General features: G+C 48.4%; 11 protein-coding genes. 6 read left to right on the top strand and 5 right to left on the bottom strand.

The annotated features are described in order from the left end of the window. Positions 1-11: 11 nt before the first annotated feature. Positions 12-368: a response regulator gene (locus AAIG11_RS05950; protein ID WP_343185321.1), complete on the bottom strand. Its 357-nt coding sequence runs from the start codon at positions 366-368 to the stop codon at positions 12-14. Between the two features lie 288 nt (positions 369-656). Between AAIG11_RS05950 and dinB the strand changes: the two genes are divergently transcribed. Beyond that, on the top strand, positions 657-1,883 hold the full coding sequence (dinB, locus tag AAIG11_RS05945; RefSeq protein ID WP_343185320.1) for a DNA polymerase IV: 1,227 nt from the start codon (positions 657-659) through the stop codon (positions 1,881-1,883). 9 nt (positions 1,884-1,892) lie between these two features. Here dinB and AAIG11_RS05940 read toward each other — a convergent pair whose 3' ends face one another. The 3 genes from AAIG11_RS05940 to AAIG11_RS05930 form a co-directional block, all read right to left on the bottom strand. Beyond that, complete coding sequence (locus AAIG11_RS05940) at positions 1,893-2,525, bottom strand: hypothetical protein (RefSeq protein WP_343185319.1); 633 nt, start codon at positions 2,523-2,525, stop codon at positions 1,893-1,895. 53 nt (positions 2,526-2,578) lie between these two features. After that, on the bottom strand, positions 2,579-3,238 hold the full coding sequence (locus AAIG11_RS05935; RefSeq protein ID WP_343185318.1) for a flagellar brake protein: 660 nt from the start codon (positions 3,236-3,238) through the stop codon (positions 2,579-2,581). A 151-nt stretch (positions 3,239-3,389) separates the two neighbouring features. Then, complete coding sequence (locus AAIG11_RS05930) at positions 3,390-5,387, bottom strand: methyl-accepting chemotaxis protein (protein WP_343185317.1); 1,998 nt, start codon at positions 5,385-5,387, stop codon at positions 3,390-3,392. Positions 5,388-5,736: 349 nt separating this feature from the next. Between AAIG11_RS05930 and AAIG11_RS05925 the strand changes: the two genes are divergently transcribed. The 5 genes from AAIG11_RS05925 (at position 5,737) to AAIG11_RS05905 (ending at position 12,062) form a co-directional block, all read left to right on the top strand. Beyond that, a complete protein-coding gene (locus tag AAIG11_RS05925) occupies positions 5,737-6,354 on the top strand; it encodes a methyltransferase family protein (RefSeq protein ID WP_343185316.1) in 618 nt (205 codons plus the stop codon). Continuing rightward, positions 6,332-7,930: a GH3 family acyl-acid amido synthetase gene (locus AAIG11_RS05920; RefSeq protein ID WP_343185315.1), complete on the top strand. Its 1,599-nt coding sequence runs from the start codon at positions 6,332-6,334 to the stop codon at positions 7,928-7,930. Before AAIG11_RS05925 ends, AAIG11_RS05920 begins: the two co-directional genes overlap by 23 nt. Positions 7,931-7,945: 15 nt before the next feature. Beyond that, the gene (locus AAIG11_RS05915) at positions 7,946-10,519 is read left to right on the top strand and encodes a diguanylate cyclase domain-containing protein (protein WP_343185314.1); all 2,574 of its coding nucleotides are present in this window, start codon (positions 7,946-7,948) and stop codon (positions 10,517-10,519) included. Positions 10,520-10,659: 140 nt separating this feature from the next. Then, positions 10,660-11,304, top strand: coding sequence for a flavodoxin family protein (locus AAIG11_RS05910; protein ID WP_343185313.1), 645 nt, complete (start codon positions 10,660-10,662; stop codon positions 11,302-11,304). 29 nt (positions 11,305-11,333) lie between these two features. Beyond that, a complete protein-coding gene (locus tag AAIG11_RS05905) occupies positions 11,334-12,062 on the top strand; it encodes a rhomboid family intramembrane serine protease (protein WP_343185312.1) in 729 nt (242 codons plus the stop codon). Positions 12,063-12,352: 290 nt separating this feature from the next. Here AAIG11_RS05905 and AAIG11_RS05900 read toward each other — a convergent pair whose 3' ends face one another. Continuing rightward, a complete protein-coding gene (locus AAIG11_RS05900) occupies positions 12,353-12,637 on the bottom strand; it encodes a CC/Se motif family (seleno)protein (RefSeq protein ID WP_343185311.1) in 285 nt (94 codons plus the stop codon). Positions 12,638-12,710: the final 73 nt, after the last annotated feature.

Genomic DNA, 12,710 nt, shown 5'->3' with positions numbered 1-12,710 from the left:
CTCCTGTGTTCCTAATATAAGTCAAGTATCCGGTTGATCACTGTTTCTGTCCAGGGTTTCTGAATGAAATCCAGTGCGCCGGCCTCCAATGCTTCCAGAAGTGTTTCTCTGTTTCCCACAGATGACAGTACAATGACTTTCGCATGCGGGTCAATGTCCCGAATCCTTTTCAGGCACCCAATACCGTCCATTTCAGGCATGACAATATCCATGAGAACCAGGTCGGGTCGTTCGATCGCATATTTTTCCAGGGCCTCTATCCCATTTACTGCTTCAATCACTATGAGTTCTTTACGTTGTTGGGAAATATAATCTTTCAGTTGGCGACGAACAAGCATGGAGTCATCACATAGCAACACTTTTTTCACTATACTGCTCCCCCTTTTTGTGCCTATTAAATCCTGTTCACTTGATATTTCTCTCTTATTACCATTTTACCATTCTTTTATACTGCCGTGTCATAAAGTTTCATCAAAATCTGACATCTTCAGACATTGAAGCGGAACTTCAGCCGGTGTGTGATCCCTCTCAGTTCATCGCCGTGTTGGCTTTAATCATCTTCGAAATGCATGATATAATAGAGTCAGTTCATATGAGGTTGAAGAAAAGGAATTTGGCCGTACTTTGTCTACCGTCTGAGCAGGAAGGGGCTTACCTTGAAAACGTTGCCGCGGGTCGTGTTCTTAGTGGATATGAATGCCTACTATATTACATGCGAAATGAGCCGACATCCCCATCTGAAAGGGACGCCGGCTGCTGTCGCCGGTGATCCTCAAAAGCGTACCGGCATTATTTTGGCAGCCAATTATGAGGCCCGGGCATGCGGCGTCAAGACCGCCATGAGCCTTCAAGAGGCCTTGAGACGCTGTCCTGGCTTAATTTCAGTGCCCCCTGACCACCATTATTACAGCGAAAAATCACGAGAGGTAATGGCGCTTCTGGCAGAATTTTCTCCCTGTATTGAACAGAACAGTATTGATGAAGCCTGGCTGGACATGACCGGCAGCGAAAAAATCTTTGGGCCGCCCAAAGCCGCTGCCCAACAAATAATGACTGCGCTGGATGAACGTCTGTCACTCTGGTGCTCCGTTGGCATTGCCCGGAATAAATTCTTATCCAAGATGGCGGCTGACTTCAAAAAACCCTTGGGTGTTTCCACCCTCTGGCCAGAAGAGGTGGCTGACAAATTATGGCCTCTTCCCGTTGAAGCGATGTATGGAATCGGTCAAAAAACCGCCGGAAAACTTATTGGTCTGAATATTTTGACCATCGGAGATCTGGCAGCAGCTTCACCCGCTCTTCTTATGCAGCATTTTGGGGATGCCTTTCTGGAACTTCAGCGAAAGGCTTCCGGCATCGACACCGCCCCCATTGTCCCCTCTCTGAGGGAAAATATGAAATCCATTGGCCGCTCAACCACACTGGCGGAAGATGCTCATGACATCGATGAGATTCGCACCCTTTTTATGGGATTGGCAGAGGATGTGGCTCACCAGGCCAGGCAATATGGAAAGCCGGGGAACGTGGTTCAAATCACTATAAAGTTCAACGACTTTTCGGCCATTACCAGACAGGTGACATTACCCACCGCCACGCATTATACCCAGGAACTCTACGAGACAGGGTATCAGCTTCTTAGGAAACACTGGCCTTCAAATCGGGGGGTCCGGTTAATTGGGATCAGTCTCAGCGGATTTCAGGCAGAAGAGTCACCACAGCAACTTTCCATTTTTGATCTATCTCCCACGAAGGCCATAGAAAATGATGACCGCCAGCGAAAACAGCAAAAAATTGATGAAATCATGGACCAGGTGCGCCTTAAACACGGAACCGATAAAATTGCCCGAGCCTCACTTCTGCGGCGCAAGCCCAAACACTCCTAAAAAGCCGCGTTATTCCAGCGGCTTTTCCAGAATCGTTGCCATGATGGCATTGGAAAGTTGTAACGCATCTTTTCGACTGTCTGCCGGTGCACTGATCATTTTTCCCGTTTCCTGATTCCAGAACTTTTCTGAACTTTCTATCCCAAACATTCTGACAGGCTCCAACACGGCAATGGTGATCCTGTTCATGGACTCATCCACATAGATTGCCCCATACTGATCCCGTTGACCAGTTTCAGGATCACGGGCCATCAACAGTTCCCCTGACTCACGCAGCAGAAAATCCAAGTCTGTCAGCGCCCTGTCATTCAGCCAAATGGTCCCCCTAAATCGTTTGTGATCAAACAGACGGCGTTGAATAACGCCCTCAATCCGCAGTTGATAAGATGTCATTTCTTCAGGCCGTCCCAAACGATATTCAACGGCAGGCAGTTCCCGCTCAATGCTTCGGGGTATTGTATACAGCAGGCCCGCCGATGGTATGGCCAGTATAACCAGGTAGATGAACGCTCTTTTCAACTTTGACACCACATCCGCTCCTTTGACTAATCCATTGGTCGTCACAAAACAGGTGCTTTTTTTCAGATCCTGTATCTCATTATAACCCGACACATTTGCCCGTGCAACTTGGCTAATGATCACAAACCCCCGGCAGTTTGAAGTGTCACCACTTCAAACCGCCGGGGGGCGTGATGTTATAACAAACCCTTTTGCCGCAGGTTACGCTGACGATTCAAAATAAATGCCAGAAGTTGATCCTGCTGTGTTTCGCTTATTTCACTGAATCGCATGCCCAGTTCATATTGACGCTCATCTGCCTGATGCTGGCATCGAATGATTTCTGCCTTTACCGTCAATTCTTCCGGGTCAAGAAAAAGGGTGCAAATCACCTGATCTTTTTCGGCAAACGGCTTGTGAGAAATGCCCCTGGCTCCTGAGCCACTGATGTCATGAATGATAGCTTCGACTTCATCGAAGGTGACCCGGCTAATCACTCCTGTGGACAGGCTTTTCAGTCGGGCTGTCAACAGACAGGGGAGTCGGAAATAATCCCTTCGCTGCATTTTGACAGGTTTTCCATCAATCACCAGCCGGCAGGCCTCCACCTCTCCCAGCTTGACTTTTTGGAGAAATCGGGTTTGAAGGCTGAAAACCCCATTCTCCCGATAATACACCACTTTCATTTGCTGCCCCTGGTGCAAAACGTATTCCACGCCCCGGTGGATGGGGACTGCCAGATATAACGTCTCTTCATCCTGCTCCAACAGAAGGGATTTCAATACCAGTGTTTCTCCTGTGTTCCTGTTCGTTACCTCCATGTTTACTTTTTCAGAAACAAGCAGCTCCAGATTCATCAGCGCCTTCCTTTCCATGGTGTCCTGGTCCGAAACAATTCGTTCATAAAGGCTACCTACCCTTTTAACCGCGACATATATCTTTTTTATTATTCTATTGGAAGGACGACGCAGGATCAACCTTCTTCTGCTGCTTTTTGCCATTCTTTCATTAATAGGTAAACTGCATAATCCCCCGATTCATTTCTTCCGCCAATTGTGCCAGGGTTTCACTGGCACGGGCAATTTCATCCATGGCAGATGTCTGCTCTTCGACAGAGGCTGACGCTTGTTGAGTGCCAGCAGCATTTTCTTCAGAAATTGCTGACAAGTTTTCCATCACATGAATCATTTCCTGTTTTTTCTGCTCCATGGCCTTTCCTGATGCGTTCAAATGTTGAATCACCACTTGCATTTGACGAACAGCTTCGTCAATACCTTCAAATTTGCCAGCAGTTTCTTGCACCCTTTCATGCTGAATCTCCACCAGCTTTTCCATTTGATCCATGGTAACCACTGCTTCTCCCGTTCTGTCTTTCAGCGACTTGACAATCCCATCAATCTCAGTCGTAAACTGACTGGACTGCTCTGCCAGTTTGCGGATTTCTTCAGCCACCACCGCGAATCCCCGTCCAGCTTCCCCAGCTCTGGCTGATTCAATGGCAGCATTCAATGCCAGCAAGTTTGTTTGCTCAGCAATGCTTTGAATCATGGTACTGGCAGTCTGAATCTGTTTGGCTCCTTCATCAGTCATTCGAATAATCTGTTTCACTGCCCTGGTGGCTTCACCACTCTCCGTTGTTTTTGCCACCACCAGCTGCAAGCTTTTGTTGCCTTCATCTTTTAAGGCACCTACTTGTTCTGCTGCCTTGTTAAGCAGTACCATTTGCTGCTGATCATCTTCAATCAGACCACCCAGTTCAGAGATACTGGCAACACCTTTTTCGGTGTCTTGTGCCTGCTGAGAAGCCCCGTCGGCTATTTCCTCAATGGTTTTGGCCACTTCGTTGGCCGAAGTGGATGACTGCTGGCTGGTGGCCGTCAGTTCTTCCGAAGAAGAGGCCACCTGCTGGGCGTTTTCGCCGATCTGTTTAATAAGGGTGATTAAGTTTTGCTGCATCGTGGCCAAAGAGCTGGCAATAATGCCAATTTCATCGCTGCGGTTGCTGTAGCGCATTGCCTCGCTGTTTTCATCAAAAGACAGATCGTATTGCGCCAGTTGTGTAAGGGCTCCAGATAGCCTGGTAATGGGAGCGGCAATGGAACGACCAATGAAAAAAGCAATAGCTGCCCCCAGCACCAGGAACGCCAGACTGCTGATCAACAGAATATTGCGGAGGACATTGAGCCCTGACAGCACTTCTGCCTGGTTGGCTGTCACCACCAGAATCCAGTTGGTGCCTTGAATAGGTGCATAACCATTGTAGAGGTTGTTGTTATTATATGTATAACTGCCCACCCCGGTCTCATGATGTAAGATCGATTCAAAAGTTGCTGCCAGAGGCACCAGTGAAGCGTCCTCCTGCACCTGCGCAGCGGGAGTGAACTGGTCCATGACAAAATCCCGGTTGCCATGGGCCACCACCGTTCCCTGACGGTTAATGGCATAGGCATAGCCTGTTTCGCCAAATCCCATGGTATCAGTAATCAGACTGAGGGCATTGCCGTCTCTTCTGGCAATCAGCGCTCCCTGAACCCTGTCTCCATCCATGATGGGAACCGCATACATCAGCACCGACTGATTAGTGACCCGGCTGATGATCACATCTGACACATTTCGTTCTCCTGCCAGTGCTTTTTTTACGTACTCTCTGTCTGACAAATTGGTTGTGTTTCCCTCAGATATGTAACGCACGTTGCCATCGGACGTGACAATACCAAAATCAAGATATCCCAGCCGTTGAATATCTCTACTCAAGCTCTCCACCTGTTCATCCCAGTTCATTCCACTGACAGCGGTCCGAGTGGCCAGCTCCTGCAGAATCTCCAACCGGAGCGACACCATTTCAGAAACCAGCCGCGCCCCATCTTCCGCCTGACTCAGCAATGCCTCTTCTGCCTGGCTGGTGATAATTCGATCCCCAAAGATCAGGGCTGTTACTCCTAAGCCTGCAGATATTAACAGCACCAGCAGGCTTATGTACAACATAATCCGTTTCGATAGACTCATAATGCCCAACCCCACTTTCTTATTGTGTTTTATTAGCCCTCTTTTCCGTACCTTTAGCTCATTTTGGTCATGCATCATGAACAAAATGTACGTTAGCTATAACTAACATCATCTTGTTATTATATTCATAATTTATCTCGTTGGCAAGACGAATCAGCAAGATTCATTTATTGTCACGAATGAATCCATACCGTCTGTCACCACTGATATTCCATCATTTCTAAACTAATACTCACTTTTCTAAAAATGATGACAACTTCATCAAGTTTTATTCGAAATAGTCTTGCAACATTGAAATGCTGGGTATATAATGGTGCTGGTACCTGTCTGTATATTAACAACTCAGCTTATGGAGGTGACCGATCTGGAAATGATTTTTATCGCTTTGGGATGTGTTGCCTTCCTTTTTTTCACTCTTTTTGACCTGCATAAACTATATTTTGTTCATCGCATTTTTCACGGAACATTTTTTCTCGGCATTTTTCTGGTGATTGCCGCCACTGCAGGTATTCTGATGACAGCAGAAGCCGCCTTCCATCTGTCACCCATTCTGCGTGGGATGTGCGGAGTCATGATGGTGGCAGGATTTACCTGGCAGTTCTACGCGCTATTCTGGGCATTACCATTCCAGGCCACCTACCTTCATGGGGAGCTTCAGTCGCTGGTTATCACTTCAGGCGCTTTTGCTCTTTGCCGTCATCCAGGTGTTCTGGGCTTTGGAGTGTTTTACTTTTTTCTCTGGCTTGCTTCAGGGGTTCATTTCATTCTGGTTGCAGGTATGATCTGGACGATCATGGACATCATCCACGTATCTATTCAGGACAACTGGCTGTTCCCCCGCAGTTTTCCAGGCTATGGTGCCTACCAGAAGCAAACTCCGTTTCTGATGCCCACCACCGCCAGTTTAAAACTGTGTATTGATACATTTAGAGAGGGCCGATGGGATGAATCTGGACAGAAAGCTTAAAGAAAAACGCTATGAAGAGATTTGGCAGGAATACTGCGGCTTTCTTGACCTTACCATTGATGAGTTCATGGACATTCAAAAGCGCCTCCTCATGGAGCAAATCGGGCTATATGGCAACTGTGAACTGGGGCGTCGGATTATGGGTGACCACCCTCCCGAAACTGTGGAGGCGTTTCGCCGCACCGTCCCGCTGACAACATATGACAATTATGCAGATCTGCTGCTGGCCAAAGCGGAAAATGCCATGCCCTCCAAGCCGCTGCTATGGATTCAAACAACCTGGGAAGGCGGCACCAACCCAATTAAACTGGCACCCTACACTGAAAGTATGATTCAGTGTCATAAGGGCACTTTCATCACCTGCATGATATTGGCAACCAGCCGAAAACGCGGGGACTTCAGCCTTCGCAGCGGCGAAAAGTTCCTTTATGGAATGGCACCTCTGCCGTATCTGACAGGAATTGTCCCCCATATGATTTCTGATGAGTTGACCGTTCACTTTCTTCCGCCCACAAAAGAGGCTGAAGCCATGAGTTTCGGCCAGCGAAACAAAGTGGGGATGAAGATGGGCCTCAGCCAGGGTGTGGATCTTTTTTTTGGCCTTAGCAGTGTCATCATGGTCATCAGCCGCCTGTTGGCTGAGAAAAAAAGCAACCCTGAGAAGACGGGTTTTTTGGGTCGTTCTCCCCGGGCTACTTTTCGACTGCTTCGTGGATGGCTGCGCAGCAAGAAGCAGAAGCGAGGCATCCTTCCCAAAGATCTGTGGCAGCTGAAAGGCCTGATTTGCGCCGGTACCGACACCGCCTCTTTCAAACCGCAAATCGAAGCCTATTGGGGTATCAAACCCCTTGAAATCTTCGGTGGCACAGAGCCCACCTGTATCGCCAGTGAAACATGGGCCCGGGACGGTTTGGTTTTCTTTCCCGATGTCTGTTTTTACGAGTTTATTCCCCGTTCAGAAATGGATCGGGATTTTCAGGACCCCGACTATATCCCCCGTACCTATTTGATGGATGAGCTTCGAGCTGGAGAAGAGTATGAACTGGTGATCAGCAGCTTAAAAGGTGGCGCATTTGCCCGTTATCGGGTGGGTGATGTCTTTCGGTGCCTGCGTGTGAAGAACCCAGAGCAGGGTGTCATGCTGCCTCACTTCACTTATGTGGACCGCGACCCCCATGTTATTGATATTTCAGGCTTCACCCGCATCTCTGAAAAGACCATCCTGAAGGCCTTTGAGTTGTCACGGCTTCAGATTGGCGAATGGTTTGCCGTGAAGGATTTTGATGAACAGGATCGCTCTTTTTTCCATTTGTATCTGGAACTTCATGAAGAGAGCAACAGTTACGCTGTTTCCAGGGAAATTATCAAGGATCATCTGGCCATCTATTTTCGTTATGTCGATGCGGATTACAAGGATTTGAAGGCATTGCTGGGAATCGATCCACTGGTGGTGACCATTTTACCCGGGGGCACCATCAAACGGTACAAGCTGAAGTTCAATCGTAAACTGAGACGAATGAATCCGTCTCATTTTGATGTGATAGAAATTAACAAACTGGCGAATGACAGTCGATAGAAAGCAGGTGAGTACATGCCTTTAAGCCAGTTTTTATTCTGGGGAGTGCCCATCATCGCATTGGTCAGCTACTGCCTGCTGATGCTCTTTCTGGTGCTGTCAACCAAAGACAGGTACATAAAAACGTTTATGTTGGTACTGGGGGCCCTTATCCTCTGGACGGCTTCTGCATTGTTCATGCGAATGGACTTGTCTCCCGGTTCTCTTTTCTGGAATCGAATCATGGTGACCGGTATGTTTTTCGTGCCATTTCTTATTCATGTGTTTGTTTCAGTCTTGGGAGGGCGCCTGCGGAAGCTTCCTCTTTTTGTTGCGGGCATTGCCCTGACCGCTGCTTTGGCAGCCAACTTCAGTGGCATGGTGGTAGAGGAAGCAGCCATCATCAGCACTCCCATTTTCATTCATCAGCAGCCCGCCCTCTATCGGGAACTCACCTATGAACTGGGACCCCTGGCAATTCCAGTTTATATCCTCTTTTTTCTGACCATTTTTTCCGTGCTGTTGCAGGCCCGCAAAGCATCTCAGGCAGGCACAGCTCCCGTCGGTTCCATTCGACTGGTGGTCACCGGAACCATCATCATGTTTGTCGGTGTCGTCCTCAACCTGGTGCCCATGCTGGGCCGTTATCCCCTGGATATTCTGGCCACTTTTATCAACGCCCTGTTACTGGTGGTGGCCATCTACAAGTACCGCATGCTGGAGCTGCGTTTCATGATCACCAGAGGACTGGCCTTTTTTGCTGTTATCGCTGCTCTTATCACTGTTTATCTGCAAGGCCTGTTATGGGTTGACCGTCGTTTCACCCTCTTTTCCGGCAACCACAGCACCCTCATCACTTTAATGCTCATCATGCTCATTGCAGCCACCTTCCAGCCGCTGATCATTCTTTCCCGAAAAGTGGTGAGTCTCATCTTTCAAAAAGCGGATTACTCACGTCGCCAGGCTTTGAAAAATTTCAGTCTCACCATTTCAGGCGTTTTAAGCCTTGAAAAAATCTGCGAGTCTCTCACCGACGCAGTTCAGTCTGTACTGCGAACACGCAAAATATTTGTGATGACCTATAGCGAACATTCGCAGACTTATGATGTTTTCCATTCGTCTTCTCATATTTATCACCCGGAGCTAACCCTTGAAACCAATCATCCACTACCCGTCTGGTTTCGAAAAAACGAAACCAGCCTGACCAGTCAGGCCATGAAGTCACTGCCCTATTTTAAGTCTATGTGGGATCAGGAAAAACGCCTTTTGGATCAACTGGACATTGAAGTCATTGTTCCTGTAAAAAGCCGTAATGAACTCACCGGAATGATTTTGCTTTCCAGCAAAGAGGATAACCGCCCCTACCAGCCGGATGATCTGGACCTACTCACTTATCTGGGTACTTCCACCGGGGTGGCCTTTGATAATGCCCGGCTGTATGCAGCTGCTCAGGCAGAAGCGCACACCGACAGCCTGACCAAACTGTACAACCACCGTTTTTTTTGCCGGTCACTGACTGAACAGATTGAGCAGGTTGGTTCCGGAGACTTATCGCTGCTGCTCATCGATCTGGATTACTTCAAGCTTTACAATGACCTTTATGGCCATTTTGATGGCGACAGAGCCCTGCAGCAGATTGCAGCGATTCTTACCCAGCTGGTGGGCACCAGGGGCATTGTCTCCCGCTATGGCGGTGAGGAATTTACCGTTCTGCTTCCCCATCATCCCACACAACAGGCCTATGAGCTGGCAGAAAGAATTCGCCTCGAAATACAGCAAACCTTTATGAACTCCGACGATGTGACCCAGCAGTTTTTAACTGCCAGTGTTGGTATCTGCACCTACCCCCGATCCGCTCCCAATGGTGATGAACTGCTGAAGCGTGCCGATTTTGCCATGTATACCGCCAAAAACAAAGGGAAAAATCAAACGGTTATTTATACGCCTGCATCGGCAACAAACCCGTCTTCACTTTCCAAGAACCCGCCCGGGGGTAACTTCGATGCTGAACCCTCCTACGCCGCCACCATTTACGCCCTTACTGCTGCCATCGATGCCAAAGACCAGTACACCTTTGGGCACTCCCAGCGAGTGGCGGAGTATGCTGTCACTCTGGGAAAATCGCTAAACCTTGACCCTTCTCATTTAATGATTCTGAAAGAAGCAGCCCTGCTCCACGACATCGGTAAAATTGGAATTCCAGAGCAAATCTTAAATAAAACCGGACCGCTCATTCGCGATGAACTGGAAGTGATCCGAAAACATGTTGAGATGTCCATTACCATCGTCAAACATCTGCCTTCCCTCACCTATGTGCTTCCGGCTGTTATCGGCCACCACGAACGCTGGGATGGCAAAGGGTATCCCCGGGGAACTCAGGGAGAGAACACACCCTTGCTGGCCCGCTGCCTGGCCATAGCCGATACCTTTGATGCCATGACCTCCGACAGGCCTTATCACCGGGGAATGGGCATTCATGAAGCGTTACATGAAATTGAACGCAATGCCGGCACACAGTTTGATCCCGAACTGGTGGTGCTTTTCAGCAAGCTGGTCAAGAATAAAACCATCAGCATCAACCAAAATTACCGAAACTCCATGGTGGGTTAGTATTCATCCTTCAAAACAGCACTGTCCCTGTGAGAACAGTGCTGTTTTGCTTGTGTTGGTTACTTTTCCTGCTTATCATGTTAGGTTTAGTGGTATGAGTAAATGGTAAGAAACAGCTAAATGGAAAGGAGTTTTTACCCATGAAGGTCGTTGCGTTTAATGGAAGTCCAAATCCCAGGGGAAATACCTTCCAGGCACTGGGACTGGTTTTGGAAGAGGTTGAAAATCAGGGAATCGAAACCCAGATAGTTCAGGTCGGCAGTCACATGATTCGGGGATGTACTGCCTGTAATCAGTGTCTCAAGAACCGGGATGAAAAATGCGTGCTTCCCAATGATCCTGTCAATGAATGGATTCAGTTGATCAAAGAGGCTGACGGTATTTTGCTGGGTTCACCGGTTCATTATGCAGCCCTGGGTGCCACCATGAAAGCTTTTCTTGACCGAGCCTTCTATGTGGCCGGCATGAACCGCAGTCTTTTTCGCCATAAGGTGGGGGCTGCGCTGGCAACAGTTCGGCGTTCAGGAGGGCTGCCTGCCTTCCAACAGTTGAACAGCTACCTGCTGTATTCAGAGATGCTGATACCCACTTCCAATTATTGGAATGTGATTCACGGAGCCCGCCCTGGCGAAGTGCTTGAAGACGCCGAAGGGGTTCAGATTATGCAGGTGCTTGGTCAAAACATGGCATGGCTGCTTAAACTGAAAGATCACGGCAGCACCGTGATCGAACCACCGCCGCTGGTCCGCAAAGTGATGACCAATTTTGTGCGCCCACTGGAATGAATCGACAACACTGCAAAGGATGATGTGCCATGATCCCCCTCCGTGACGATGTTCCAAGCCGCAGTGTCCCCTGGATGACCTGGTTGCTGATTGCCATCAACTTGCTGGCTTTTCGTTATCAACTCTCACTGTCGCCGGAAGCACTTTCCTCTCTGGTGCTGAATTATGGCTTTATACCAGCAGATTTTAATCGCATGCTGGTACCCGGCACCGGGTTTCCCGTAGCGCTTCAGGTGGTGCCATTGGTCACCAGCCTGTTTCTACATGGCAGTTGGCTTCATCTCATCAGTAATCTGTGGAGCCTGTGGCTTTTTGGTGATAATGTGGAAGACACCGTGGGACATTTCAGATTTTTTCTCTTTTATCTGACAGGCGGCGTGGCGGCATCGCTGGTTCATTTTCTGTTTCAGCCCGCTTCCACCCTGCCTACCATTGGTGCTTCCGGCGCCATAGCGGCTGTGATGGGTGCTTATATGATCATGTTTCCTCTGGCCCGCATTACAACACTGGTGCCCATTTTCTTTATCCCGCTGTTTTTTCAGGTTCCAGCACTGTTGTTTATCGGTTTTTGGTTTATTTCCCAGGTTTTTTCAGGAGTTTTCACACTGTTTGCCCCCATGAATGGCGGCGGCATTGCCTGGTGGGCTCATATCGGCGGATTTCTTTTCGGCGTGCTTGTCATCCCCTTTATAAGAAGAAAGCGCTGGCAGTACCGGTGCTTTTATGAAGACGGACATTATCACTGCCAGTATGATTAACCTTTTTTCATTTTCTTAAGAAAAGCACCTGCCGGTTATCAGCAGGTGCTCAGACTGTAGACAAAAAAAGATGAAGACAAGGGTTTTGGTAAAGGACAGCCTTGGAAATCTTGTCAGTGTTTTTTCGAAAAGGGGAGAAAACCGCCAGCGCCTGCTGTTTGAGCGTAGCGAGTTCAGGCGCTGTTTTCGAGACTTTCGATTAAAAACACACAAGATTGGAATCAGCTGGCCGGGCCAAAGCCCTTGGTCTTCAACCTCAGCACCTGCCGGTTAACAGTAGGTGCTTTTCGTTACATGAGTTTCAGTGTGGGCAGTTCCAGATCTTTCAGAAGCATCTTTTTCGTCAGCTTCACTTCCACCACATTATCCCGAAAAGTCATGACAGGGCTTACAAAAAGGGTAATGTCGTGATAGGGGAGCTCCATGAACTTCGAGGTATCCTTTGGCTTGTTAAAGATCAGATTCGGAATCATTGTTCCCCCACAACAGCCCGCCGGTACCATCAGCTCCATGGTTAGCTTACCGCCTTTTTTTCGCAAGTATTCATACGTGGTTTCATCCATTCTGACATCCATTATCAAACGCCCCTTTCATCCTATCGAAATGACAAAGACATCATGCCATCCAGTATTAGATGAATATCCATTC

This window comes from Anoxynatronum sibiricum (genome assembly GCF_039414295.1).
Lineage (GTDB): Bacteria > Bacillota > Clostridia > Peptostreptococcales > Tindalliaceae > Anoxynatronum > Anoxynatronum sibiricum.
The sequence above is the reverse complement of the archived record's forward strand: the minus strand, read 5'-3'. Positions and strand labels throughout refer to the sequence as shown.

Bases quoted from the DNA above. Each gene is read 5' to 3' on its own strand.
- AAIG11_RS05905 (WP_343185312.1), top strand. From the start codon at position 11,334: ATGATCCCCCTCCGTGACGATGTTCCAAGCCGCAGTGTCCCCTGGATG.
- AAIG11_RS05925 (WP_343185316.1), top strand. From the start codon at position 5,737: ATGGAGGTGACCGATCTGGAAATGATTTTTATCGCTTTGGGATGTGTT.
- AAIG11_RS05930 (WP_343185317.1), bottom strand. From the start codon at position 5,387: ATGAGTCTATCGAAACGGATTATGTTGTACATAAGCCTGCTGGTGCTG.
- AAIG11_RS05935 (WP_343185318.1), bottom strand. From the start codon at position 3,238: ATGAATCTGGAGCTGCTTGTTTCTGAAAAAGTAAACATGGAGGTAACG.
- AAIG11_RS05915 (WP_343185314.1), top strand. From the start codon at position 7,946: ATGCCTTTAAGCCAGTTTTTATTCTGGGGAGTGCCCATCATCGCATTG.
- AAIG11_RS05900 (WP_343185311.1), bottom strand. From the start codon at position 12,637: ATGGATGTCAGAATGGATGAAACCACGTATGAATACTTGCGAAAAAAA.
- AAIG11_RS05920 (WP_343185315.1), top strand. From the start codon at position 6,332: ATGAATCTGGACAGAAAGCTTAAAGAAAAACGCTATGAAGAGATTTGG.
- AAIG11_RS05910 (WP_343185313.1), top strand. From the start codon at position 10,660: ATGAAGGTCGTTGCGTTTAATGGAAGTCCAAATCCCAGGGGAAATACC.